Here is a 25,685-nt window from a genome sequence, read left to right on the forward strand (position 1 = left end):
GGCCAGCCAATCTAACTTAACCCAACAGTCATGTCATATCTCCGTCGTTTGCTGCCGTGGTTGGTTTTGGATGTATTTTTCACTTTGGAGTTTCATCTATACCCGCTTAGGTTACTGGGCATAATGATTTATAACGATGCTTATCTGGTGCTCACAATGTTTCCGCACTTTGTTTTCTTTCTAATTTTTGGATATGTGTTTGCACGGCGAGGAGAACCTTTGAAAGTCATCCTTCGGGACGGTAGCTTTATTCTTTTCGTTTCTATCGTAGTGGCTCTTGTGAAGTATTTCTTTATCAGTCAGTCTGCTTTGTTCGATGCTGGCACGCTTTTTTCCATCTTAATAATGCTTCCGATTAGTCTCATCCCCTATTATGCCGCCTTGTTTCTAGGAATTTCAGTTTATAAGCTTAAGATGAAGGCAGTCGTTGATCGTAATAATCCTGATTTCTTTTCCTTAAAATCGATCTTTCTACTTTCATTGAAGCCTACACTGATCTTATCGATTTTTGTTTTCCTCTTGGATGCTTATGTTTTATGGAATGGTTTCGAAGTAGGTCCTCTTTTGAGCCTTTCTTTTGTTCTATTGAATCCTATTTCTATGATAGACCTGGATATTTTCCGTGATTTAATCGTCAGGTTCCCAATCACGATTCTCTACCTCTTTGTCTTTATTTTTTTAGTAACCCTACTCTACAAACGATCTAAAAGATCTGGCTTGAGTAGAGTGCGAAAAGGCTTGTTTTATGTAGGGATAGTAGCTGTGGTGCTTTTATATCTTCTACAATCTTTTCTCTTTTTATATATAATGGCTTTGGGTGGAATTTAAAAGGGTACTAAACTCGAGTGGCCAGCCAAAGTGGATGGCCACTAAATAATTAAGAATCTACTTACTCACTATCTATTCGTAAAATGGAAGACCCTTCAGAATCTGATCTGGACATTGAATCTACGGATTCATGGTCGTTACAAATGACTTTGTTACTGGGTGCTTTTGACAAAGTTTCCCAAAAATTAGCTGGGTATGGAAATGATTCGGCAAACGCGTTAGAGTTCCTTTCCGAATTGAGATCTAAAGTCCTTCGTGTACAGGAACTTGGAGAAGCGGTTTTTCAAGATTCAGATTCGGAGCACTATAAAGATCTATTTAGTGTTCAGGGGTCAGGAGTGCGAGACTATGAATCTTTGATGCTTGAGCTCCTTGTTCGAATAGCTGGACTAATTTGTGTCCCAGAATTTTTTTATACACTTTCTCAACCAAGTGAACTGGCTAGCCTACCAAATGGAGCTACTCAACTTGCCAGTTTCTACCAGAAATTAGAGGCTCATTTAAATAGAGAAGGTGCTTTTTAAGGGTACTTGCTTCTTCACCCCAGCCATTACGGAAGTTTTAAAGTCTAGATGTAGAGCCATTAATCAATAGTAATGAAGAGTCTGTTTCTTTTACTCGCTGCGCCCATTTTACTGCTCACCTGCGCTTCACCTTGGCCAGATCCGGTTAGCTTTTCTTTTGTTGAGCCGACCGAAGGAAGTGAATGGGATATAACATCACCTCAATCCATACAGTGGGAAAGCAGTGGAGCGGGTGATGACTATACTTTGGTTTTATGGCTGTCCGATGGTTTTATTATTGGAAACTACTTTCTTGAAGACGGACAATTTATATGGGAGGATCGGACAGTTTATAATGGTGACATTGGAAAGCGCATAGAGCGGCCAGGGAACTACACTCTTAAAGGTCAGATCTATGACGGTCCTGCATGCCTGACAGGTGAGGGATGTGAGAATGTGGTGAATGGTAAAATAGTGGCTGAAGATGAAGTAGACATTAGATTAAAATGAAGCAGTCTCATGGGTACTGGACCTGCTTATGAAAAAAAATGGATCCAATAGACGAATATTTAGAAAGATCCTGTTTATTTTTGGGTCATTTCTTGCGCTTGCAGTACTTATTATTGGACTGGTTATTCTTTTGGAGATATTGCCTCGGGATAGGTGGGACGGGTTCTCCAGAGAAGAGAAGTTGGTGTGTAAGGACGCGGGGGGAAATTACTCTCTCTTAAATGGTTGTGGTGATTCGTGTGGTCTCCTTTCAGGAGAAGTGGCTTGCATCACATCCTTTTCTTACGCATGTGACTGTGGATCTAATCAATGTTGGGACGGGATAGAGTGCGTGAGTAATGAATCTTTTGGAAGTAAGTAATCCCAAAAGGTACTCGAACCCGTTGTCCTGAGGAGCACGGGCATTAGGAGATTTGAGCGACTGGTGTGTGGTGCTACTTCTCAGAACAGTTGTTTAGCAAGGATAATGATCTTTGCAACCTCAGCACGGTTAGGGACTTCATCAGGGCGGAACTTACCCGTTGCTTCGTCACCTGATATCACTCCCACGCTTAGTGCATAGTTGATCGCATTCACATTTGAATGATCAAGTGTGACATCACTGAAAGGTGCTTCACTTGCGTCAGAGACATCCAAGCCAAGCACATCAACGATCAGTTGAATGAGTTCGCCTCGCGTAACTTCTGATGTGTATTCAGCATCATCTACAAGTGCATTTTCAACCCGACTTAACAGGTCTTCACTAAGTAAATCTGAGAAATCATTTTGGAGTGTGAGTGCGTAACCACGAGCCCAGAAATCACCCTCTGCAATTTCCTCAGGGTCTTTATCTAAGACACATTGCAAGACAAACTTCATACTTTCTCCAAACAGTACTTCATTTGAAGGACGGAATTCGCCTAATTCATTTCCCGCTTCATCTTTGAATCCAGAAATACAAGCTTCTGAATCCATTTGGTCAACAAAATTGAAGAACCATTCTTCATCATCTGTATCTCTAAACGGAATCACATCATCTTCGAATTTCTTTTCAGTGGATTCATTTTTAATCTCTTCAATCTTGTCTTCCAGATCTGAGGCCTTCTTTTCAGAATCGTCATCTGATTCAATAATTCCTTCGATGTCTGAGATCACTTCATCCTCATTTACTCCACTTACATTGAAGTTCGCCAGAGCAATGAGAAGGTTACTCAATTCTGATTCAACCGTGGTGGAAAGGGCCGTAAGGGCGTCATCGATCGCAGTGTTTGAGGCCTGGTCTTCTTCGGACAATAAGTTTTCAACAAAATCTGCGATTTCTTCTTCAAAGTCTTCAAAACATTCATCAAACTCATCAGCATCATCATCTTCTGAGACTACTGCTTCAGCAATACATTCTCCAAAGTTTTCACCAAGTTCAGATTCCTCACTGGCTGAGTGTATGTCTTTTCCCTTGGCGTACATTGCTTCATGTTTGGCTTCTTTAGCAAGATCTTCTGCTTCTTCATAGTTTCCTGCGTCAAATTCGGTTTGTGCATCAGCAAGAAGCACTTTTGCACCCTCAAGTCTAACCAGTGCATCAGAAACATCTTTTCCTTCCGCCTCTTTTTCAACAATAGTTTCTTCTGCTTCAGCAATTTCTTCCTCAGCGTCTTCAATCTTATCAGCTGCATTTTCCATATCAGAATCTTCGTCATCTTCATCCTTCTCTTCATCCTTCTCTTCCTCTTCATCTTCATCTTCATCCTCCTCTTCATCCTCCTCTATATCGGCCGATTCATCATCGCTATCTGGATTGTCAGAGCTTTCACCTTCTTCCGATAATGCAACAGTGTCAGATGCTTCTCCATCGTCAGTAATGGCTGCTAAGGCTAGCGATGTAGGCACAAGGAGTACGAGCAAAGCAATAAATAGATTTTTATACATGACTTGATGGTTAAATCATGTTATTTTACACTACTTTATATGTATGGTCAAACTGCAGTGTTTGCAAGGGCTGCTTATAAATAGCCAAATTTGATGCCTTTTTATACTGTTTCAACTATCTCATTTAGTCTGAAATGCCACAATTGTGTCTCACGGAAGAGTAGGTAAGATGAAACAGTCCCAAGGGTACTAGCCTCGAATGGCCAGCCAATTCGGTCTCTGATACGATGAGTTTTTAAGCAGACTCCCGCAACAATGCCCCACGAGGTAGACCTAAGGCCAAGATTCTTGGGGACTTCTTGTAGTCTTGTAACTTTTGAAGAAGCTGTCGGCCTGCCTCTGTACGATTAAGAAAAATCATAAAAAAATGTATTGACCTAGAAAACACTTTAACCCATCAAAGGTGTCATTGAATCAAGTGACACCTTTTCTTCATTCAAGTGTTTATCAGTATGTACACTGTTTAATATGTTCAAATGGTTGAGCAAAAAGAAGACAACATACAAACTTTAAGAAAATTATTGAAGTCCCATTTGGACTGATTTATTTTTTAACCCCCTATTCTATGAAGACTTTAATCTTTAGCCTGATGGTGGTTGCCCTTTTGGGCATGCATATAGTTCAGGCAGCTCAAACTCAAACTCAAACTCAAAATTTTGAGGATATCCCACAAGGTGCCTGGTATGAAGAAGCCGTACAGTTTATGCATCAATGGGAATTCATGACTGGTGACACAAACGGAAATTTTGATCCCCATCGTTCCGTTAATCGGGCAGAACTCGCTATGGTGATGTACCGCTTTTACTATCACTTAGAAAATCAATTCCAGTTGTCTCCAGTGGTGGGAACCATGGATGTTGATAAAAATGAAACTTTCACCATTACATTGGATGCTAACCCTAGCACCGGTTACGAATGGCAAGTGAATTTTGATGAAGATTATCTAGACTTGACGGACCGTGATTTCGAAGCAGATTCCGAGCTTTTGGGCAGTAGTGGGGAAGAAACTTTCCAGTTCAAAGCTTTGGAGTCTGGCACCACCTATATTTATTTCATCTATTTGCGCCCCTTCGAAGAAGATGAAGCGCCTATTGAGAAGCAGATCTACAAAATAAGAATTTCTTGATCACTAAATTTTGCTATAGTGAAAGAAGGATTTTTAAAACTTTGCCGATAAAAACGAACACATCCAGGAATCTTAAAAACCAGTTGCCTTTTCTGAAGGAGGTGTACTGGAGAACAGACTGAAACCCCGGGCGTAAGCCTGTGGGAGTTTCACCAGTGTACGGGCTTATGTGCATGAGAGAAGAAAGAGATCCAGAAGAAATAAGAATGGCCTTTCGGTCTTGTCGTGCAGGTTCAAATTTTTGACTGACACCTTTTGCCAGATGATGTGTTTCTAATGGTGTTGCTTAACCCACTCACTCATGTTTATCACATTTAAAAAAACCACCTGTTCTATACTGATCATATCTGGACTGCTCCTTAACACCCAGGTGAGTTTTGCTGCGGTCTTTGATGATGTTGACCCAAGCACTTCCGAATACTTAGCAGTAGAGTACCTATCAGGTTACGCAGTGATCAGTGGCTATGAAGATGGCTCTATTAAGCCAGCCCAAGAAATAAATCGTGCAGAAATGGTGGCAATGATGGTCCGTGCAAGTTATGGTGAGCCATCAGCCACACAGTATAGAAACTGTTTTCCTGATGTAGGAGAAGAATGGTTTGCACCTTATATTTGTTATGCAAAAGCGTATGGCTGGATTAAAGGCTATGATGATGGATATTTCCACCCCGCACGAATTGTGAACCGTGCAGAAGCCTTAAAAATGGTAAGTAACTCTTTTGAATATCAAGTGTCTGTACAAAATCAAGAAAAAGTAAATGCGTACAACGATGTGTCGGACAATGATTGGTTTGGACGCTATGCTCAATTTCAACATGAATACAATCTAAATATGTTTTTTGGTGATGAATTACATCCCGATTGGCACTTGGATCGTGGCCAAGCGATTGAGATAGTATACAGACACCACTTAATGCATCAACAAGGTGAGCCTCAATATCTAGATGAAGAGGATCGCATGCAATACTTAATCGATCAAGGTTTTGGTGATCAAGTCCAAGAGCATCTTGAAGATCAAGACCAAGACCAAGACCAAGACCAAGACCAAGACCAAGACCAAGACCAAGACCGAGACCAAGACCAAGACCAAGGGTACTAGACCCTACTTGCATCATTCATTTCTCCTGTGAGTCTAGCGATTGCTGTAAGTTTTTGATCGATATTTGATTGGTAGTTGCCGCTTGGATTGCAGGCGCATTTCTGCTCGGTTGTATGCTGGCTTACTTGATCCCTCCAGCTGGAAGCTTTCTTATATATCGCTGCTACAGATTTGATCTCAAAGTTGAAGGAAAAAAGAAAAAATTATTCCTGTAGAAAGATGATCCAGCAAATATTTTTGTTTTTGTCTGCATGGGTTCAGTGCTATTCTAAACTGTACTGTTTTATTTGGATAGTTATGAATAGAGACGAAAAACCACAACTACTGCAAGATTTAAATCAGAGTACCGGAGTACTGCTCATTACAGATACGAATGGGCACATTTTGTATGTTAATAGGCAAGTTGAGGAAACGAAAGGCTTTTCTGAACAAGAAATCTTGGGAAAACGGCCAGGTGAACTATGGGGAGGACATATGGATGAGTCTTTTTATGAGAAAATGTGGAATTATATTTATGTTCAAAACCGCCCTTTTGTTAGTGAAGTACAAAACCTGAATAAACAGGGAGATGTCTTACATGAAGAGGTACACATTGCTCCCCTCCTGAATCCTGAGGGCGAGGTAGAATATTTTATTGAGATCGATCCCAAAGTTCACACCAAAAGTGAACTTTCTTCTTTTGATCAAGAATTTCTTTCCTTGGGTAAAGCTCCGCCATTGACGCCCGACGACTTGATGCACATGCTTAAACGCTGGATTCTCAAAGAACCATTGAACCGTCAGCCCGATCTCAAAGAAGATTTTGCTCACTTCATGCATCGGCTTTTCTTGTCGCAGAATACAAACTCAAAGATTGAAGATAAATTTTTAGTTGAATCTGCCCAAGAAAATATAATTGCTTTCAAAAAACTCTACAGCAAGTATTACAAAAAAATCTTTGCTTATTTTGTTCATCGGGTGAACTTTAGGGGAGAGGCTGAGGAGCTTAGTCAAGAAACTTTCTTGAGGGCGTTCAAAAGTTTGAACTATTTTAGTTATCAAGATTGCACTTACCTCAGTTATTTGTTGATGATCGCTCATAACTTGCTCGTTAACCACTATCGAAAATACCGGCCCGTCTTGAAAGATGATTTGAGCCTTTTAGCTACTACGGATGCCTCTGAGATTTACAAAGACATTGAACTAGAACTTTTGTGGAAGGCTGTTCACGAACTTTCTAAGATCGAAGAACAAGTACTCAAGATGAAATACCAAGAAGATCGATCTGTACGGGAGATTGCATATACTTTTGATAAGAGTGAAAATGCAATTAAACTGATTTTGTCGCGGGCTCGTAAAAAATTAGGTAAACAATTCGCAGAATAAAAGTTACTCTTTTTACTGAGATTTACATCTCATGTCGGAAAATCCTACTCATGCGAAATCTCGTACTCTTTCTCCATCTGTCGCTCGATGGGTTCAGTGCCACTGAAGATGGCCGCCTTGATTGGATCCCGTACAATGAATCGCTTCAACAGTACGCTGCAAAGGTTGTGGCTACCGTGGGTGTGCCTGTGTATGGCCGTGTGACCTACGAAATGATGAAAGGATACTGGCCGATGATGCTTCGGGACGAATCTGCCTCGAAGCAGACCAGAGAACATGCGGAGTGGCTTGAAGGTGTGGAGAAGATTGTCGTATCTACGACACTTCCAGAACAGGATTGGAACAACACACGAGTCATACGCGAGAATGTTGTAGAAGAGCTTACCAAGCTTAAACAGGAACCCGGGAAGAATCTTGTTATCTTCGGAAGCATAACGCTTGCAAACTCGCTCATGGAAAGCGATCTCATCGATGAGTTTCAGTTCACAATCAGTCCAGTTTTCCTCGGGAGGGGTAAAACATTTATCCGAAGTATAGGGAAAAAGCTTCCACTTGAGCTGCTGGCGTCAGAGGCCGTAGAAGGAGGTGTTGTTGGGCTTCATTATAAGGTGGTGCGGTAAACCTATTCACTCATCCAACATTGATCAATATGAACACTCGAATCGATTCATTGAAGCAAGAAGTGGCCCCGGCAAAGCTCATGGTCGTCACGAAAGGGCGATCGGCGGAGGAGGTTTATAGGGTTGTTCAGGCTGGGGCACAATATTTGGGTGAGAATCGTGTTCAAGAGGTGTTGGCAAAATACAGTCCGGATTTAATGGAAGCGCTTGCTTTGGCGGGCGCAGAAAACCATTTTATTGGCAAGCTCCAGACCAACAAGGTGAAAGCGCTTTTGCCTTATATTCACGCCATTCATTCCGTGGATAGTTTGAAATTGGCTCAAAAAATTCACAAAGAAGCAGAATCTCTTGGGCGTATCATTCCGGTCTACCTACAAGTAAACGCTACTGGTGAAGCTCAAAAATCAGGTTTTTCGCCAGAAGTTCTTCGGGCGCATATAGAAGAGATTCGTAAGTTAAGATTTATATCGGTGGTCGGTCTTATGTGTATGGGAAAAGAGGGAGATCCAGAAGAAACGAGAAAGGCCTTTCGGCTTTGTCGCCAGCTGGCCAATGAGTATGAGCTCGAAGGCTGTTCCATGGGCATGAGTGCGGATTACCCCATCGCTCTCTCCGAAGGATCAACCATGGTTAGAATTGGGAGGAGGGTATTTGAGGGTTAAAACCTAGCCAACTCAGAGGCCTTGTTTTTTAAGAGTTTTTTTTGGTATATTTTTTACAATGAAAAAAAGAGGATCCAACAGACAAACAATTCGGAAGATCCTGTTTATTTTTGGGTCATTGCTTGTGTTTGCTGTACTTATTATTGGGCTGGTTGTTCTTTTAGAGATATTGCCTCGGGATGGGTGGGACGGGTTCTTTAGAGAAGAAAAGTTGGTGTGTAAGGATGCGGGGGGAGATTACTCTCTCTTAAATGGCTGTGGCGATTCGTGTGGTCTCCTTTCAGGAGAAGTAGCTTGCATTGCATCATTTTCCTACGCATGTGACTGTGGATCCAATCAATGTTGGGACGGGATAGAGTGTGTGAGTAATGAGTCTTTTGGAAATAAGTAACCCCAGGGGTGCTAGACCCACATCTCCAGCCAATAAAAATCGATTATGAGCTTTCTCTATAATAGAGTTGAAACAAAAGATAAGGTGAAAATTTCTTTCAAGAATTATTATCTCTGGTACTTGAATATTACTGCTATCTTTGCCATGGCTTTTGTGAAGCCTGGGTCAGAACTCACATATATTGCTACGATTCTTGTATTTTTATTACTGTTAGCCATCTTTTTGTATCAGTTTATTGTCCGCATGAATCTAGCGACTGAAATTGGGAAGGCCATGAAGAACGGCTCAGTGGAGGTGAGTGGAAGTAAGTTTTCGAATAAAAACCCCCTAACCTATATTATAAAAAAATAGGTCTTAGCGTCTCACGGCAAGAATAGGTAAGCTGAGACAGCAGCCAATACTTTAAACGGAATAAACCTCTTATGAAAAAATTCAATCCCTCCGTTACCCTCCTTTTATTTTTTCTGGTGGCTTGTAGCTCTACTCCGGATAAGGCATCCGTTCTTATTAGTTCGCCAACTGGAAACGAGGTATGGGGAATAGGCTCTAACCAGGTTATTAGTTGGGATGCGAAAAATTGGGATGCTAATGATTTTTTGGTTTTAACTCTGGAAGGGGAAGCTGGTGGAGAAATTGTATGTCTGGATAGGGAAGATTTCACGAAAAATCAGTGTGCGTGGGCGGTGGAAGGGGTCTTACGGGGGGATATTGTGGCAGAAATAGAGCCAGGGAAATATACACTGACCGCACGATTGTATGATGATCTTATTTGCACCACTGGAGAGGGTTGTGATCAATACGAAGAAAGCCCCAAGCTTAAAGCCAAGGATTCGGTAAACATCGTGATTGAATAGTGAGGTCTTAAGTGCGGCGGCCTACACCCAGTAGTCGTGCGACTAAGATGATGAGCGCCAGCACCAAGAGGAGGTGGATCAGTGAGCCGGCTATGTTGAGGGAGAACCCTGCCAGCCAAGCGACGACCACCACAATGAGGATAATATCGAGGATGCCCATAAAAAAGGGGGTAAAAATAGGTAACCCTGCAGTAGGGCATCGTTCAGTGTGTGCCTAAAGGCAACGCTTGTCTATTAATATCCCTTGCCATAACTAGGTTGATTCACACCCAGTGCGCCTTAGGCGTAACATTGTGTTCCTTCTTTGGTAGGAATAACCTATTGGTGCTTAACCCCAAAACTATGAAAGGTTATCACGGCGACATTGAGGGCCTTACCCTTGGCAATGAAAAATTTCGGCAGGTCCTTTATACCGGTAAGCATTCCCAACTTGTATTGATGTGTTTGCAAGCCTCTGAAGAAATTGGTGAAGAGGTCCATGCTGGAAATGACCAATTCTTTCGATTCGAAAGTGGTACGGGAAAAGTATTGATTGATGGAAACGAATATAGTGTTGGCAGCGGTTCGGTCGTCATCATCCCCGCAGGAGCCAAGCATAACATTATTAATACTTCGTCTCACGATACGCTTAAGATGTATACCATCTACTCTCCGGCGCATCACAAAGAGGGCACCATTCACTCAACGAAAGCGGAGGCAAAAAGCGACCGTGAAGAGTTTGATGGGGTGACAACGGAATGAGGGCAAAGTCTTGAGCGGACAGCCCTTGTTTTATAAATAAATAAAAAACTCTGAACCTTTTCCCGGTTCACTCTTTACTTCTATTCGGCCACCATGGGCCTCAACAAGGTCTTTTACGATGGTGAGGCCAACACCGGTTCCGCCTGTTTTTCTGGAACGAGATTTATCCACTCGGTAGAATCGTTCAAAAATATAAGGGAGATCTTCTTCAGAAATTCCTATTCCATCGTCTTTTACTGAGAGGCAATCTTCGTTGTTCTTCCTTCCCGTGGATACTGCAATATGCCCGCCGTTTGCAGTGTAGGCAATGGCATTCGCAAGCAGATTCATCACCACTTGAATGAACTTTTCTCGATCGACTTTCATGCTTGGTAAATCCTCCTCAAGGTTCATTTTGAGGTTCAACGCTTTGGATTCAAATTCGGGCCTCATATTTTTAACGACCTCCCTGATGAGTTTGTTTAAATCCGTGTCCTCCAATTCTAAATTCTTTTTAGGACTGTCCACCAAATACAGCGCTCGGACATCTCCAACTAAATTAGAAAGGCGGTCGGTTTCGGATTCCAAAAGCAGCAGGGTTTCTTTCATTTCATCTCCGTATTCAATGGTGCCGTCATTGATGGCTCTTAAATAACCTCCGATGTTGGTGAGTGGGGTAGCGAGTTCATGCGCCACATTGGAAACCAAATCTCGCCGGATTTGCTCCATTTTTTCCAGTTCGCCTGCCATCTCGTTCACGGCAAGACAAAGGTCTCCGACTTCATCTTTTCTACTGCTTGTGACGCGCGATTTATAGTTTCCTTTAGCGATGGATTGAGTCGCCTGAATCACCCGCTCCAGTGGGTTCACCAGATACCGAGCAAAAATGAAGCTCATGATGGTGGCTAGAACCGCACCCACAATTGTGAACAAAAGGAAGATTCGCTCAAAGCCGCCCAAGGCTGGCCGGTCCCCTGGAGGGGGGCTGAGTGCATCCAACGAGATTTCATTTTCCAGTAAAAATTGCTGGAATTCATGCTGGAACCAGATTCTTCCTGTGACCGCCACCAAAATGACGGTGATAAGAAGGATCAATATGGAACCCAAGAGCAGCTTGGCTTGAATTTTAAATTTCATTGTTCTTTAAATTTATATCCCACCCCAAAGACAGATTGGATGAAACGAGGCTGCTTGGGGTCATCGCCAAGTTTTTTACGGATGTTCCCAATGTGAACATCCACGGTTCGATCAAAGACAAATTTCCCTTTTCCTTCATATATTTTTTCCATGAGCTGATCTCGGTTAAAAACCTGCCCGGGATGGGAGGCCAGCAGAGCAATTAAACGCATTTCAATAGGTGAAAATTCAAGCTCTCTGTCCTCAAGTGAGGCGCGGTGCTTTGTGCAATCAATCGTTAAGGCACCTGCTTGAATGACCTCGAGCTTCTCCTTGCTTGGACTGGCTTGGCTACGACGGAGCACGGCCTTCACCCGTGCCATCAAAACGCTGGGTTTAAAAGGTTTTGTGATGTAATCATCCGCACCCAGCTCAAGGCCGAGGAGCATTTCCACTTCTTCTTCCTTTGCCGTTAAAATAATGACGGGCGTGTCTTTGGTTTTACGCACTTGCTTGAGTATGTCCACGCCCGAAATATTTGGCAGCATGAGGTCCAGAATGATGCAGTCTAGATCCATTTGCTCCGCATACTCCAAGCCCGTTTGGCCCTCTAAGGCTACGATTGCCCGAAACCCTGCTTTTTCAGCATAGAGTTTAATGAGAGCGGCAATGTTTTCATCGTCCTCAACGATGAGTAGAGTGGCTTGATGCATATTTATTCGATAAGAATACTACAGGGCTTCTTGAGTCTCGTCATTCTCATCATTCTCGGCATTCTCCTCCGGACATTCGCAGAGTTGCTGACCGGGGAATCCACCTTCACCCAATGGTGGCATCTCAAATTCACCCCCCGGAAAGCCACCGGGGCCCATGTTGGGTTGTTTTTGAAGCATGGTCAACGAAACGCCAAAAGCGATGGCAAAAACCAGGGTCGTGGTGGCAAAGATGCCGGTTGAAATTTTGTAATTCATAATGATGGGGTTAAAAAATAAAATTATGAATTTATTCGTAACGAAGGGCCTCGATGGGGTCAAGCTGCGCCGCTTGTTTCGCGGGATAGTATCCAAAAACGATTCCAATCACACTGGACACTCCTACGGAAAGAAGAATGGAGCTGATGCTGATTTTAGTTGTTATGATGCCGAGCTCACTTACGATGGTTGATGCGGTTACTCCGATGAGGACTCCTAAAATTCCTCCAATCAGGGTTAGCACAAAGGATTCGGCTAGGAATTGGATATTGATTTCAAATTCGGTCGCGCCCATGGATTTACGAATCCCAATTTCTTTCGTGCGTTCCTTTACGGTGGTGAGCATCATGTTCATGATTCCAATGCCTCCCACAAGGAGTGAAATTCCTGCAACCGAAGCCAATAGAATCGTGAAAATTTGTGTGATTTCCGAGGCCGCTTCAAGAAAGGACCCCGTTTCATCCACAGAAAAATCATCCTCGTCCGGATTGGTGATGCCATGCGAGGCCCGCATCATGAGGGTTGCGGCTTCTTGAGTCACCGTTACAAGATCGTCGTCTCCTACTTTGATTGTAATAGAAGAGACCGAGTCGGAGCCCGCCATGTAATGCTGCACGGTGGATATGGGCGCGTAGATTAAATTATCGTCCTGCCTCGATCCAAGCTCGTCCACCACACCCGCAATCACAAAATCAATTTCGTTGATTGAAACGGTTTGGCCAACGACATTCGTGGTCACCGTCCCATATAAATCTTCAAAAACGGTGTAGCCCAGAACGACGGTCTTTTCTTTTGTGTCCACCGACTCCTCTGAGAAAAACTCTCCCTGCAACATTTCCAGTTCCTTCACATTTAAGTATGAAGTGTCGACCCCATAAATACTGACGCTCGTGTTGGTTCCCCCAGAAATCACCGCTTGTACTCGCTCGGTACTCACCGGAGCCACGCCCTCCAAAAAAGGTAGCTTCTCACGCAAAAATTCTACATCATCCAGAGTGAGCGTATCTCCCGAGCCTTGGCCCTGACTCAAACCGGAACTGTCGCTGCTTTCACCGGGTGAAACCGTTAAAATATCCGTTCCAATGGATGCAATGGAATCTTCTACGGACGATTGAGCGCCTTGTCCAATACTCAGCATGATGATCACGGAAGCAATTCCGATGACAATGCCGAGTATGGTTAAACTGGACCGCCCTTTATTTTGGGAGATGCTTGCCCAAGTCTGATGTTTTAAGTCGTAAAATTTCATGCTTTATCGCTGATTAAGCCGTCTTTTAAATGGATGATGCGGTCGGCGTGCTCAGCCACATCGAGTTCGTGAGTGATCATCACAATGGTGCGTCCTTCCTCTTTGTTGATGCGACGGAAGGTTTCCAGGATAAATGCTCCGGTTTTAGAATCCAGGGCTCCCGTGGGTTCGTCTGCCAGGACAATGTCGGGCTCATTCACCAGCGCTCGTGCAATGGCGACTCGTTGTTTCTGTCCTCCCGAGAGTTCATTGGGCTTGTGGTGCCACCGCTCTTCCTCCAGTGCAGCGGACCGTAAGGCCTTTTCCACCAACTCTTGTCTTTGGGAAATGGGGACTTTTTGGGAATAAATCAAAGGCAAGCCAACATTCTCGGTTACGCTCACAGATAAAAGATTGAAGGATTGAAAGATGAATCCAATTTTATCTCCACGCACTCCGGCCAACTGTTTTGAATCCATTTCGGAAACATCTTCTCCGCTGAGCTCATATTTGCCCGAGGTGGGTTTGTCCAAGCATCCAATAATATTCATGAGGGTGGACTTTCCTGAACCCGAAGGCCCCATGATGGCTACGAATTCTCCTTCATGAACTTCAATATCTATTCCTTTCAAGACTTCAACGGAAAGCAGACCCGTCTCATAGGTTTTTTTTAGCTTAGAACATTTAATGACAATTTTCTTCTTATCCATGATTTGTGCTTAGAAACTAGGTGGACCCCCTTCAAAATTAGCTCCACTGGGTGGCGTGAATTCGCCACTGCCGGCGCCTCCACCGCCACCGGGAAGTGCAAAGCCAGTGGAAGCATTCTCTTCTTCACTGCTCAAGCTGATGGTGCTGAGGACAATTCGGTCTCCCACTTCCACTCCGGAAAGCACTTCGGCGTTCACCTCATCTTCATCGCCCACTTCAAGGTAGACCTTTTCTGTTTCGACGGCGTCTGGGGTGTAGAACGGCTGCATTTCGAGTGAGTCTGCATTCTTAACGAGCTCCACATATTTTCCGTCTCGGTCTTCTTTAATGGCAACTTTGGAAACCAAGGTGACCCCCGGTTTAGAGAGCAAAACAATATCTACGGCCGCCGACATGCCTGTGAGAATGCGCTCATCGTCCGATTGGACAGAAAGGGTGACCTCATAAGTCACCACCCCAGAAGTGACCGTTCCTGAAATATCTTTTTTTACCACGACTCCTTCGGCTTCAAAATCTGGGATGGCATCAAACGAGACTTTTGCGGTTTGGCCCAGTTCAATATCCAAAATGTCCAACTCGTTGAGTGAAACCACCACTTGTTTATTGTTATCGATCAAGGTGCCCACAACCGTTGAGGATGAAACAGAGTCTCCCTCGCTCACATCCCATGTAGCAATGTATCCATCCACCGCTGCGTAGAGAAAGTAATCGCCGTAGGCTTCTTGAGCCTTCGCTAAAGTGTTTTCTCTTTGTCTCACCACGAGTTCTTGGGCCCTGTAGTCGAGTTCATCCGTGTCTGAATTTTGTAAATCTTCAAGATCCAATTGTTTTTCTTCCAAAGTGAGGTTCAAGCCCACCAAATCAAGAGTATAGTCCTCTTCCAAATCAAGGATATCCTGCTGGGCCTCCGCGATGAGATCGTTGGTGTCTTCAATGGACTCATAGAGGTCATCAATGCCTTCCACTTCAGTATAAATGGAGGAAAGGTAGGGGTTGATGGTGGCGATGTTTTCAGCAACGGTTTCTCGGTGAGCGAGCATATAAGCATCGGTAGGCTCTTCCTCGTACACCATGGATAAAAACACATCCAACTCCTTGAGCGTATCGGAAAGGGAGGAGAGGGCTTCGTAGGTGCTATCGATAAGCTCTTTTAAAGATTCACTGTCTTCTCGGTCGCTGGATTCATAGAGAGCTAAGGCATCGTTGTAGTACGATTGTGCTTCAGAAAATGCGCTCTCAACTTTTGCTTGTTGCTGTTCGCCCTCCGATCCTATTTGATCTGAATAGTACGAGAGACCTTTCTGACCTTGGATGCTTCCTTGAAGGATGTCTTTGATCTCTCCATAGGCTTCAGGAAGATCAACAAAAACATTAGTCACTTCGTTGTAGGCAGAATTGAAAGCGGAAGGTAAGTCGGTTTCTTGAATATCGGTGATGTCTTTTTGATAGTCTTCAATTTGTTCAAGAAGATCAGCGGTATTGGTTTCGTAAGTGGCTGTGAGCTGAGTGATGGAGTTTTCCGCTTCAGTCACATCATTCTCTCCTCTTTTTATGTCGATTTCATCCCCCGGCGCGCCCAGTTCCTCAAGATCCTGCTGAGCTTGAGCCAGACTGATCTGTGCATCCTCTACCTCAAAGGAGGCCTCTGCGGAGTCCAGACTCAAAAGCAGCTGACCCGCCGTAACGAAAGTTCCTTCATCCACGAAGGTGCCGGTCACTTTGGCTGAGGCCTCAGGGGTGAGCTCAATCTCTTCCGCATCGCTCACTTGGCCCGATTCTGAAATGGAAAGGGTGATGTCGCCTTGTTCAACAGTTCCCAGCAGGAGGTAGTCCTCGGTGGTTTCTCCGCCTCTCAACAGAAAATAGGCTCCTACCGAAAGGAGAACGACTGCTAAAAGGATACGACCACTCCAAGCCTTTAATAGTGTGAGAATTTTTGCTTTCATTGCATGAGGTAAAAGAGATAACGGCATGGTTTACTCTTTTTTAAACCAAAAATGCGTAGGACTTATGAAAAAGATGTTAAAAACTTGTTAAGCTTTCAAGCGAGGCCAGCCAACGGACTAGTGGGCGCTCACTTGAACTTTGGGGCTGACGGCTGTTCCAAAGAGTAAATTGAAAGGAGGTCATGAGAGGCATCTCTTTTAACGGGTTTCTTTTCTGCGTCAAGGCGGAGTTGTGTCTCACGACAAAAAGGGGTAGAGTTTCACTGTGAAACAGACATTTATGATTCTCGCGCTTATTCTACTGGTTGTTTTAGGTATTGGGATTGGTGGTGTATTTTGGATTCGGTCTGAGAATGAGGCACAAACGGTGCAGCTTTTTTATTATAATGCCGACAAAGATTTGGACAGCGCCGGAAATATACAGTGCAGTGAGGCCGGACTTGTTCCTGTGGAACGGATGCTCGAACCCAGTGAGTCCCCGCTAAGGGATGCCCTTGAACTTTTACTTAAGGGTGAATTGACCCCAGAAGAAAAAAACACCGGCATCACTACTGAGTTTCCGTTGGAAGGCTTAAGCTTAACTCAGCTTGATTTGGAGGAAGGGGTCTTGACCCTCACTTTTGAAGATCCCAAGAATAAAACCAGTGGCGGCTCTTGCCGTGTTGGTATCTTATGGAAGCAAATTGAGGCCACTGCGAAACAGTTTTCGGCCGTCAAAGAGGTGAAGTTCTCGCCGGAGTGGTTGTTTCAGCCCTAGATTTTTTAAAAGTGAAGAGTAGAGTGCCTTTGTTTTTTATTCTTACTTTTTATGAATTCCATGCTTTCTAACCTTAAAAACAACTGGAAATCGGGACTAACGGTTTCTTTGGTGTCTATTCCGCTTTCCATTTCCCTCGCGGTGGCCTCCGGAGTTGGGCCGATGGCGGGAATTATCACCGCCATTTGGGCGGGATTGATCGCCTCCTTTTTTGCCGGAAGCCATTACAATATTGTGGGACCCACCGGTGCTCTTTCCGGACTTATTGCGGCCTTTGTTTTGAGTCATGGAGTGGATCAAGTGAGTTCTTTGGCTCTTGTGAGCGGGGTCTTGATTTTGGGTGCCTATTTTTTGAAATTGGAACGGTATCTCATCTTCGTTCCCTCCAGTGTAATTCATGGATTTACTCTGGGGGTGGCCTTTATTATTGCCGGAAATCAAGTCAACTTTGCTTTGGGACTTAAAGATCTTCCTGCTCATGACCGTTTCTTTGAAAACCTTGTGGAGTCGTTTGCTCATCTTTCTCAAACTTCCATATTATCCTTTCTTGTTTTCTTGGCCTTCCTGCTCACACTTTTTCTTCTTAGGAGATTCTTGCCGCGCATTCCTGGGGCTATTCTTCTTTCTCCGCTGGGTATTCTTTTGGGGTATCTGGGGCAAACGGAAAAAATACCTTTTGCTTTGGATACTTTGGGGACGCACTTTGGCACTTTGTCTTTTTCACTTTTTCAAATTCCTCAAATTCACTTTTCCGCACCTTTACTCACGGCGTCTGTCACCATCGCCCTGATTGCTATTTTGGAGACCATGCTTTCCGCCAAAATTGCGGACGGAATGACTCGTACCAAACATAAAGAGCGAAAGGAAATGTTGGCGCTCGGTTTGGCAAACTTGGCCTCCGGTGCGATGGGGGGCATCCCCGCTACTGCGGCTTTGGCACGGACTTCTTTGAACATCAAGACGGGGGCCGATCATAAGATCTCTGCCACCATCAGCAGCATCGCGGTTGGGCTCATCTCCTTCTTTTTGTTTGCCTATTTCTCTTATATTCCTATGGCGGTGATTGCCTCTATTCTTGTGTACACGGCCATCAATATGGTGGAAATGGAACATTTTGGACGCTTCTTTAAGCATGAACGCAGTAGTTTTTTTGTTTCGCTTTTGGTGGCGGGCGTTACCGTTTATGAAGATCCCATTGTTGGTATTTTGCTCGGCACGGCGCTGGTTTTGATTTTGTTTGTGGAGAGGCTTTCCCGTGGAGCTTTTGAACTTGCTGAAGTCTCCGACGGAAAACTCAAGGAGATTAAAGAAGATTCCGAGATTTCACTGTATTCCTTTAAAGGGAAGCTCTGTTATCTCAATGGGCGGGCGCATATTGCACGGTTTGAAACGGGGCTTTCATCCAAAAAAAGCATCATATTAAGATTGAGAGAGGTTTATTTTATGGATTTAGATGGAGTGGAAGCCTTGGATGAAATCATAGAGCTGCTGGAAAGCCGTGGGCAAAAAGTGCTTCTCACCAGTTTGCATCCCACGGTTGAACATTTGCTTGAAGAAGTTTCCAAAACTTATAGCCGTTTGAAAAAAGAGGGCTTGGTTTTTGATAAAACGGTATTCGCCTTGAAGCATCTTGGGGTATAATTTGCTTATGAAAAAAATAATTTTCCTATTTGTTCTTCTGGTGGCCTGTTCTTCCCCTGTTCAAGATGGGCAGGAGGACGCGGACAGCCTTAAAGTGAGCGCCAGTTTTTATCCGCTTGCTTATTTTACCCAAGCACTTGTGGGTGAGGGGGTGACCGTGAATACGGTGGTGCCGGTGGGGGTGGAACCGCATGATTACGAGCCCACTCCGCAAACTCTGCGGATCCTTTATGACGCGGATTTATTGGTGTATCAGGGCAGTGGGTTTGAGCCGTGGATGGAGGGATTGGAATCGGATCTTAACGAGAATGGAGTTGTTCTTTTTTCGGCCACGGCTGGAATTGCGGACGCGAACTTGGATCCTCATACTTGGTTGGATCCCATCCTCATGAGCGCAATGGTCTCGAATTTGGCCATGCAATTGGTGGAGGTTTCTCCGGAGCATGAAGAGCAGATTTTGAGCAATGCCACCATTCTTGAGACCAAGCTGCTTGCACTTCATGACGCGTTTACGAGCGGACTTTCTTCTTGTAAAAAGAACACCATTTTGGTCTCCCACAATGCTTTTGCCCGTTTGGGAGAGCGCTATCATTTTATCGTGGAATCCATTTCCGGCTTGTCTCCTCATGACGAACCCTCTTTGAATGAAATGGCAGCTTTACGCGATTTGATTTTGGAGAAAGACCTCGGATTCGTTTTTCTAGAAACCTTGGCTTCTCCTGAAACAGCAGAAGCCCTTGCGGAAGAGGCTGGAGTGGCCACACTTGTGCTCAACCCCTTGGAAGGCCTCACTTCGGAAGAAGTGGCGCAAGGGGAGGATTATTTCAGTGTTATGGAGCAAAACCTCCAGAATCTTCGTTTGGCGTTGGAGTGTGATTAGTAAATAAAATTGAGAATATGATGAAAGTTCTTGCAGCTGTGCTTCTTCTTGTTCAGGCGACCGGGTTTAGTGATGTTCCTCAGTCGCACCCCAACCATGAGGCCATTGAGTTTCTGGCGGAGCTTGGGGTTTTGGAGGGCTACAGTGATTTGAGTTTTAGGCCGGAGGCCTCCATCAATCGAGCAGAACTGCTCAAGGTCTTGGTTTTGAGTTTTGAAGGTGAGCTTGAGGATGAGGCTCAGAATTGTTATCCGGATGTTCGGAGTGATTGGTACGCACCCTTTGTTTGTTTTGCAACTGAGGAAGGCTGGGTGGAGGGGTATCCGGATGGCTTGTTTAGACCGGAGACACCCGTGAACAAAGCGGAGGCCGCCAAAATTTTGATTCATGCGGCGGGCTTGGAGGACGACTTGTCCGAGGAGGACGGTGAGGAGTGGTATGTGCCGTATCTTTCCTTGGCTTTGGAGTTGGATCTTTTGGAGGAGACGAGTGAAAACTTCAATCCGGCGGAAGAGCGAACGCGTGGAGAAGTTGCCGAAAATGTTTATAGGGCTTTGTTGCCTGAGGAGCTGCCACAGGAGACGGTGGAGGAGACGGTGGAAGAGACGGTGGAGGAGACTCCCGGTGCTTCCATCCCATTCGGATTTTGGGGTCTCAATGGGTATCATTCACCGGAAGGTTTGGAGGATATTCAAACTCGTTTTAAGACTACGCTGCTTCAAGTGTCTTCCTCCAATCCTACCTGGACCACGCAAAGCTTTCTTCCCATGATTGAAGACGGGGGGATGACGGTCACGCTGCGCATGACGGGCGACCATAGCGCGTACACTACAAATGGAGATTTTGATTTGGAAAAATGGAAGACCGAGCTCAGCGCGTGGGAGGATTCCGGTGTGCAAAGCTACATCGACAGTGGTGTTTTGGTGGGTCATATGCTCCTGGATGACATCGCCAATTTTGAAGGGCGTGATCCGGATGCGGCGGATTTGGATGAAATGGCGCAGTACAGTGAGGCTCTGCTGCCCGGGTTGATGACCTTTGTGCGCGTACGGGCCACGGAAATTCCGGTTCCTGCGGAAGGGGATTATGATTATTTGGATGCGATTGTGAATCAATACAAAAGCAGTAATGGTCCTGTGGAGGACTATGCGGAGGAAGAGGCTGCGATGGCGGAGTCCTTGGGCCTGGGCATCATCAATGGACTCAATATTGCGGATGGCGGGGATGGATCCAGCGGGCAGGCGGGTTGGAAAGAGGGGCGTTATGCCATGTCTGCCGAGGAAATTCTTGAATATGGTCAGGTGCTTTTGGAGGTCCCCGATGTACTCATGTTTTTAATGTGGGAGTACGATGCCGAAGAACTCTGGAGTGACGGTTCTATTGGGAGCGAGTACTTTGATCAACCGGAGTTGGAAGCCGCCATTCGAGCACTTGGAGAGATGGCGCAAGCGCTTTAGTCCTGGAATCGCCTTAGTCCTGGAATCGTGCGGGTTTGAGGGACCAAGCGCTGTCCAAACAATCGGTGCAGCCCATTTCTTCTAGGAGACCGTAGGTTTCTGGAGCGTTGTTTGTGGCAGGCACTTCAATGGACTCGGCATAAGGATTCACAAAGAGCATTGCCAAGGCATAGAGCATTTGTGCCGGACTCAACTTTTCTTTACCCACGGTGAAAGATTCGGACATTTGTTTGTTCTCAAAATCCCATTCTTCCATCCATTCTTCCAAATCGGCACTGTCCACGGTTACGGCTGCACTTTGAGCCGTAAGGAGACTCCAAGGGCCATAGTACTTGGAAACCAGGGTTTCTTCTTGATCTCCCCCTTGCAGCTCATTCAAGAGCAAGGCAAAGGAATCGGTGAGGGAGTAGAAATCTTCTCCGTCGTAGGCGTAAGGAGGAGGTTCTTGGCCCCACTCGTTCAAAATCCATAAGGCAATGTTCTTCATCTCTTCTTCATCCACTTCCCAGTAGTCGGCCGAGGTGAATAAATCCACCACTTCATCCGGGCTCACCCACTGACTCCCCGGGTTTTCAGGCATAAATTCTTCAGTCATGGTGGTGAGGGCTTCTTCGGTGCTTCTATAATTTTGCTCTATGGTCGTGGCACTGTTGAGCCATTGGCTGGGAAGCTCCGGGTTTTGTTGATTTTTATAGGCCCAAATGGTGGGACTGGTGCCTTGTTTGGTGTAAATGTATTTGGAGGCGATTCCCGCATTGATGACATGAGGTTTGGAACGGTCCAAGCCTTGGATGGCTTGCACGGCGGAACTAGCTCCTTCCATCAAATTCAGAGAGTCCATCCCGTCGGCCACGGCTCCATCGTTGATTCGAATCGAGTTGTCCATCCAAAAAGTTCCACTGCTGGTTTCGTTGGTGGGGGAGAGTAAGCTCATGAGTTCATCCCTCAGGGTGGCAAAATTATTTTCCGCTCCTTTCTTGCCCAGCGTTCCTCCGTGATCGGGTGCGCCAAAGGCCAGTAAACGATCCGGGATTTCCGCCAGCACCGCCTGGCTTCCGGCTGAGCGTTCAATCTGCATGCCTTCTCCAATGCCAAGTCCCGTCACGATTTCCACTTCACCAAAATTATTCAGAATAGCTTGAAGTCCTCCTCCGCTTGGACTGGTGCAACCTCCTTTTAGCGGATCTTTGGTACAAGTGATCCACTCATGTAGGGCATCGTAAACTTCATCCCAAGAAGGGTCGGCAGAGAGATTTTTTTGTGGACGGTTCAAGTAAGTGGGGTCGTGGTGGGCGTGGTATCCAAAGTTCACCAAGCCTTGCTCGTTTAGGTCGAGGAGGTAATCCATAACTCCGGTTTGCGCGTTTCGGCTGGCCACAGTGGCGGCATCCGCCCCCTGGAATTCAATGGTCCAGTTGATCGGAGTTTCCGGATTTTCTCTTGCCAGGCTTTCAATCATTTCTCCAACACGGAAATAGCGATCTTCGGAGTATGCATGATTGATGTGGTCTTCGGTGTGTGTAAAAAGGAAGAAGTAAATGGGGGCTTTCGTCATGCTTGGAGCATTTTGTAGGCTTGGGCCCTCGGGCAGTACAAAATTTTCGGCGGCTTCTCTCAGCTCGCTGTCGTCCGGCGTTGTCTCTTTCTCGGTTGTTGCGTCTTTTGAAGCACAGGCGGAAAGGAGAGTGAAGCTTAAAATAAGGAGAATCAGGCCGGGTTTTATCCAAGAGAAGGGTATAGTTTTCATATGAGCTTTTTAGGTGGGATCATAATGCGTTTTTTTCGCCTAAAAAGCCAGACCAATTGTCTGCTGGAAGGGGGCTTTCCAAAAACTTAAAAAAGGCGTATAGTAGGGCCGTTTCTAACCCCATCCTTATGCTTAAAGCTGAAAATGGTCACTTCTTCCATTTGGAGCTGAGGCCTCGGGAGGATTTTGTGCTTTTTTCGGTGCGTGACATTGGACGGGAAGGGCACAGTTTTTTGGTTTTGGGCCAATTCCCCGATGGGACTTGGGCCACGCACAAGTGGCTTATTAGCAAACGAGATGCTTATATTTCCGATAAAGGGGAGCTTAAAAGTGAAGATTATCTCGTACAAGAGATTCTTGATTATGTGGATGGAGATTTGGTGCACAAGACGGCGGATTCGTTTGTGGTGCGGACTCATCGTGGACTTCGGAGCAATGCGGCTCCCGCTCCCGTGTGCGAAGAGTGCCCTGAAATGTATTTTGATACTTACGAAGATTATGAAAAATACTTTCAAGGTCTGGGAGATCAAGCGGTTCACCCTTTGTAGGATGGGTTTTTCAGATTGGACTTTTCATGGATGCATTCTGGCACTATAGTGCCGATGTATGAAAATGCTTATTTTTGGAAAGGGGTACATTGCCAACAAATTTAAAGATCACTTTGGAGAAGAAGCGGAGATCTCGAATTTGAGGGTGGAGGACATGTCTTCACTCAGGGCCGAGCTCGAGAGAGCGAGGCCACAAGTGGTGGTGAATTGTGCGGGGAAGACGGGTAAACCCAATGTGGATTGGTGTGAGGATCATAAAATGGAGACGCTGTTTTCCAATGTTGTGGTTCCGGTTCTGTTGGCCCGTGCTTGTGAGGAATTGGGGCTGTACATGGTTCATATTGGGAGTGGGTGCGTGTATGAAGGCTATAAGGGAGGGCAGGGCTATTCCGAAGAAGATGACCCGAATTTTGATGGAAGTTACTATTCCCGTACCAAAGCGTGGAGTGAACAGATGCTCAAGGATTTTCCGGTTTTGCAACTCCGACTTCGCATGCCCTTTGACAGCATTCCCGGTGAGCGAAATTTCGTCACCAAAATCACACGATACCCAAAAGTGATTTCCGTGCCCAACTCCATTAGTGTCCTTGAGGATTTTATGAAGGCGGCAGATGCTTTGATTCACCAAAAGGCAACCGGAGTTTACAATGTGACGAATCCGGGAACCATCGACCACAAAACTATTTTGGATATGTATATTGAGTTGGTGGATCCGAATTATCGTTATGAATTATTTTCTCTTGAGGAAATGGAGAAAATCACCAAAGCGCGGAGATCCAACTGTGGCTTATCGGCACAAAAGTTGGAGGATGCCGGGATTCATTTGAGGCCGGTGGAACAGGCGGTTCGAGAGTCTTTGGTGGAGTACAAAAAAAACTTGGAGAAGGGGGGCGCATCATGATAAAGTGAGTTTATTGAATTCACTGAATTCTTCCATGCCAAAAGCCAAGCCCACTCGCGTTAAAGCTGTTCTTCCGCACGAAGCCATCAAGACTTTGGTTTTGCATGATTTTGCACGGTACTTTTTTATTTTGGCCATTGTAGCGGTGCTTGCGCTCTTTTTCTGGATCATTTCTCCATTTTTCAATGTCCTCATTTACGCCAGCTTGATTGCTGTGATTTTTTACCCGATGTACAAATGGTTTTTAAAGAAATTTAAAAAGCACGCCGGACTCTCTGCTTTTGTGACCACCGTTTTGGTGGTGTTCATTGTTTTGACTCCACTTTCTTTATTTGGATTTTTTCTAGTTCAACAAGCGGTGGATGCGTACAATCTTTTGGACACCAAGCTGATGCAAATGGATTTTTCTGCGGTTCAATGGACCGGTGCCTTTTCCGATGTCCCCTTGCTTGGAGATTTATGGCAAAAACTTTCGGTGCGTTATGGTTTTGGAGATCTTTTTGAAGGTCAATTGGATGTGCTTGGAGTTATTCAGGACTTTGGTTCCAATGTCACCAACTTCATTGTTGCCCAAGGCGCAACCATTGCTAAAAGTGTAGCGAACTTGATTGTGTCTTTCTTCATTCTTTTGCTCACGACTTTTTTCTTGTTTCGGGATGGAGAGGTGATTGCGCATTTTTTAAAGAACATGAGTCCGCTTCCCACGAAGTATGAAAATGAAATTGAGAACAAGCTCAAGGACACCACCTACGCTATTGTGATGGGGAATTTTGCGACGGCCTTTATGCAGGGAGCAGTGGCGGCCATTGGTTTTGCCATTGCCGGGATTGATAATGTTATTTTTTGGGGATCGGTGATGGCGTTTACCTCTTTGATCCCTTATATAGGGGCTTCCATTGTCTGGTTCCCCTTGGGAATCGGTTTACTTTTGCAGGGGGAGATGGTTTGGGGAATCTTTATTCTGGCGTGGGGAGTGGGATTGGTTTCCTTGGTGGATAATATTGTGCGCCCCATTTTCATCGGAAATCGCACCAAAATGCATCCTTTACCCACCTTCTTGGCGGTTTTGGGAGGCATCTTTGTGTTCGGGCTTAAGGGGATCATTTTTGGGCCGCTCATCCTCAGTCTTACGGTCACCATTATTCACATCTATCAGCTCGAATATCGAGATGTTTTGAGGGCTTGATTCTTGCGGTAGC

27 protein-coding genes are annotated in these 25,685 nt (G+C 45.2%); 18 read left to right on the forward strand and 9 right to left on the reverse strand.

The features are described 5' to 3' along the window. Positions 1-30: 30 nt before the first annotated feature. The 3 genes from WC777_04395 (at position 31) to WC777_04405 (ending at position 1,892) form a co-directional block, all read left to right on the forward strand. Positions 31-828, forward strand: coding sequence for a hypothetical protein (locus WC777_04395; protein ID MFA6024423.1), 798 nt, complete (start codon positions 31-33; stop codon positions 826-828). An 83-nt stretch (positions 829-911) separates the two neighbouring features. Further along, positions 912-1,352: a hypothetical protein gene (locus WC777_04400; GenBank protein MFA6024424.1), complete on the forward strand. Its 441-nt coding sequence runs from the start codon at positions 912-914 to the stop codon at positions 1,350-1,352. Between the two features lie 72 nt (positions 1,353-1,424). Continuing rightward, the gene (locus WC777_04405; protein MFA6024425.1) at positions 1,425-1,892 is read left to right on the forward strand and encodes a hypothetical protein; all 468 of its coding nucleotides are present in this window, start codon (positions 1,425-1,427) and stop codon (positions 1,890-1,892) included. 231 nt (positions 1,893-2,123) lie between these two features. Here the strand turns inward: WC777_04405 and WC777_04410 are convergent, their stop codons facing one another. Next, positions 2,124-3,746, reverse strand: a complete 1,623-nt coding sequence (locus WC777_04410) for an S-layer homology domain-containing protein (GenBank protein ID MFA6024426.1) — start codon at positions 3,744-3,746, stop codon at positions 2,124-2,126. Between the two features lie 565 nt (positions 3,747-4,311). On the opposite strand from WC777_04410, the gene WC777_04415 reads away from it, so the two are divergent. The 7 genes from WC777_04415 to WC777_04445 all read left to right on the forward strand — a co-directional run bounded on the left by WC777_04415 (position 4,312) and on the right by WC777_04445 (position 9,863). Continuing rightward, positions 4,312-4,923 (forward strand): protease inhibitor I42 family protein, encoded by a 612-nt coding sequence (locus WC777_04415; GenBank protein ID MFA6024427.1) that lies wholly within the window; start codon positions 4,312-4,314, stop codon positions 4,921-4,923. 250 nt (positions 4,924-5,173) lie between these two features. Continuing rightward, positions 5,174-5,971 (forward strand): S-layer homology domain-containing protein, encoded by a 798-nt coding sequence (locus tag WC777_04420; protein ID MFA6024428.1) that lies wholly within the window; start codon positions 5,174-5,176, stop codon positions 5,969-5,971. 297 nt (positions 5,972-6,268) lie between these two features. Continuing rightward, positions 6,269-7,336: a sigma-70 family RNA polymerase sigma factor gene (locus tag WC777_04425; protein ID MFA6024429.1), complete on the forward strand. Its 1,068-nt coding sequence runs from the start codon at positions 6,269-6,271 to the stop codon at positions 7,334-7,336. Between the two features lie 50 nt (positions 7,337-7,386). Beyond that, entirely contained in the window at positions 7,387-7,956 is a 570-nt protein-coding gene (locus tag WC777_04430; GenBank protein ID MFA6024430.1) for a dihydrofolate reductase family protein, read from the forward strand. A gap of 29 nt (positions 7,957-7,985) precedes the next feature. Continuing rightward, complete coding sequence (locus WC777_04435) at positions 7,986-8,618, forward strand: YggS family pyridoxal phosphate-dependent enzyme (GenBank protein ID MFA6024431.1); 633 nt, start codon at positions 7,986-7,988, stop codon at positions 8,616-8,618. Between the two features lie 436 nt (positions 8,619-9,054). Beyond that, the gene (locus WC777_04440; GenBank protein ID MFA6024432.1) at positions 9,055-9,360 is read left to right on the forward strand and encodes a hypothetical protein; all 306 of its coding nucleotides are present in this window, start codon (positions 9,055-9,057) and stop codon (positions 9,358-9,360) included. A gap of 71 nt (positions 9,361-9,431) precedes the next feature. Then, positions 9,432-9,863: a hypothetical protein gene (locus WC777_04445; GenBank protein ID MFA6024433.1), complete on the forward strand. Its 432-nt coding sequence runs from the start codon at positions 9,432-9,434 to the stop codon at positions 9,861-9,863. 7 nt (positions 9,864-9,870) lie between these two features. Here the strand turns inward: WC777_04445 and WC777_04450 are convergent, their stop codons facing one another. Beyond that, positions 9,871-10,023: a lmo0937 family membrane protein gene (locus WC777_04450; GenBank protein MFA6024434.1), complete on the reverse strand. Its 153-nt coding sequence runs from the start codon at positions 10,021-10,023 to the stop codon at positions 9,871-9,873. A 182-nt stretch (positions 10,024-10,205) separates the two neighbouring features. On the opposite strand from WC777_04450, the gene WC777_04455 reads away from it, so the two are divergent. Continuing rightward, a complete protein-coding gene (locus tag WC777_04455) occupies positions 10,206-10,640 on the forward strand; it encodes a cupin domain-containing protein (GenBank protein MFA6024435.1) in 435 nt (144 codons plus the stop codon). Here WC777_04455 and WC777_04460 read toward each other — a convergent pair. The 6 genes from WC777_04460 to WC777_04485 are packed head-to-tail and all read right to left on the reverse strand — an operon-like array spanning position 10,635 to position 16,555. Further along, entirely contained in the window at positions 10,635-11,480 is an 846-nt protein-coding gene (locus tag WC777_04460) for an ATP-binding protein (protein ID MFA6024436.1), read from the reverse strand. The two genes, WC777_04455 and WC777_04460, sit on opposite strands and share 6 nt — an antisense overlap. Positions 11,481-11,488: 8 nt before the next feature. Further along, entirely contained in the window at positions 11,489-12,412 is a 924-nt protein-coding gene (locus tag WC777_04465) for a response regulator transcription factor (GenBank protein MFA6024437.1), read from the reverse strand. An 18-nt stretch (positions 12,413-12,430) separates the two neighbouring features. Continuing rightward, the gene (locus WC777_04470; GenBank protein ID MFA6024438.1) at positions 12,431-12,670 is read right to left on the reverse strand and encodes a hypothetical protein; all 240 of its coding nucleotides are present in this window, start codon (positions 12,668-12,670) and stop codon (positions 12,431-12,433) included. A gap of 31 nt (positions 12,671-12,701) precedes the next feature. Continuing rightward, positions 12,702-13,919, reverse strand: a complete 1,218-nt coding sequence (locus WC777_04475) for an ABC transporter permease (protein ID MFA6024439.1) — start codon at positions 13,917-13,919, stop codon at positions 12,702-12,704. Then, positions 13,901-14,608 (reverse strand): ABC transporter ATP-binding protein, encoded by a 708-nt coding sequence (locus WC777_04480; protein MFA6024440.1) that lies wholly within the window; start codon positions 14,606-14,608, stop codon positions 13,901-13,903. Before WC777_04480 ends, WC777_04475 begins: the two co-directional genes overlap by 19 nt. Positions 14,609-14,617: 9 nt before the next feature. Further along, the gene (locus tag WC777_04485) at positions 14,618-16,555 is read right to left on the reverse strand and encodes an HlyD family efflux transporter periplasmic adaptor subunit (protein MFA6024441.1); all 1,938 of its coding nucleotides are present in this window, start codon (positions 16,553-16,555) and stop codon (positions 14,618-14,620) included. A gap of 280 nt (positions 16,556-16,835) precedes the next feature. Between WC777_04485 and WC777_04490 the strand changes: the two genes are divergently transcribed. Genes WC777_04490 through WC777_04505 form a run of 4 tightly spaced genes read left to right on the forward strand, consistent with a single transcriptional unit; the run spans position 16,836 to position 21,290 of the window. Continuing rightward, on the forward strand, positions 16,836-17,312 hold the full coding sequence (locus WC777_04490) for a GerMN domain-containing protein (GenBank protein ID MFA6024442.1): 477 nt from the start codon (positions 16,836-16,838) through the stop codon (positions 17,310-17,312). Between the two features lie 51 nt (positions 17,313-17,363). Further along, entirely contained in the window at positions 17,364-18,953 is a 1,590-nt protein-coding gene (locus tag WC777_04495; protein MFA6024443.1) for a SulP family inorganic anion transporter, read from the forward strand. A 7-nt stretch (positions 18,954-18,960) separates the two neighbouring features. Then, positions 18,961-19,833 (forward strand): zinc ABC transporter substrate-binding protein, encoded by an 873-nt coding sequence (locus WC777_04500; protein MFA6024444.1) that lies wholly within the window; start codon positions 18,961-18,963, stop codon positions 19,831-19,833. Between the two features lie 17 nt (positions 19,834-19,850). Next, positions 19,851-21,290 (forward strand): S-layer homology domain-containing protein, encoded by a 1,440-nt coding sequence (locus WC777_04505; GenBank protein MFA6024445.1) that lies wholly within the window; start codon positions 19,851-19,853, stop codon positions 21,288-21,290. 13 nt (positions 21,291-21,303) lie between these two features. Here WC777_04505 and WC777_04510 read toward each other — a convergent pair whose 3' ends face one another. Next, the gene (locus WC777_04510) at positions 21,304-23,037 is read right to left on the reverse strand and encodes a hypothetical protein (protein ID MFA6024446.1); all 1,734 of its coding nucleotides are present in this window, start codon (positions 23,035-23,037) and stop codon (positions 21,304-21,306) included. A gap of 128 nt (positions 23,038-23,165) precedes the next feature. Here WC777_04510 and WC777_04515 point away from each other — a divergent pair, with 128 nt between their 5' ends. From WC777_04515 to WC777_04525, 3 genes are read left to right on the forward strand one after another with little or no spacing between them, the layout of a single operon-like run. Further along, the gene (locus WC777_04515) at positions 23,166-23,585 is read left to right on the forward strand and encodes a hypothetical protein (GenBank protein MFA6024447.1); all 420 of its coding nucleotides are present in this window, start codon (positions 23,166-23,168) and stop codon (positions 23,583-23,585) included. A 58-nt stretch (positions 23,586-23,643) separates the two neighbouring features. Next, on the forward strand, positions 23,644-24,489 hold the full coding sequence (locus tag WC777_04520; GenBank protein MFA6024448.1) for a sugar nucleotide-binding protein: 846 nt from the start codon (positions 23,644-23,646) through the stop codon (positions 24,487-24,489). A 31-nt stretch (positions 24,490-24,520) separates the two neighbouring features. Next, the gene (locus WC777_04525; GenBank protein ID MFA6024449.1) at positions 24,521-25,684 is read left to right on the forward strand and encodes an AI-2E family transporter; all 1,164 of its coding nucleotides are present in this window, start codon (positions 24,521-24,523) and stop codon (positions 25,682-25,684) included. Position 25,685: the final 1 nt, after the last annotated feature.

The organism is Candidatus Gracilibacteria bacterium (assembly GCA_041661045.1).
Classification (GTDB): Bacteria; Patescibacteriota; Gracilibacteria; order UBA1369; family 2-02-FULL-48-14; genus 2-02-FULL-48-14.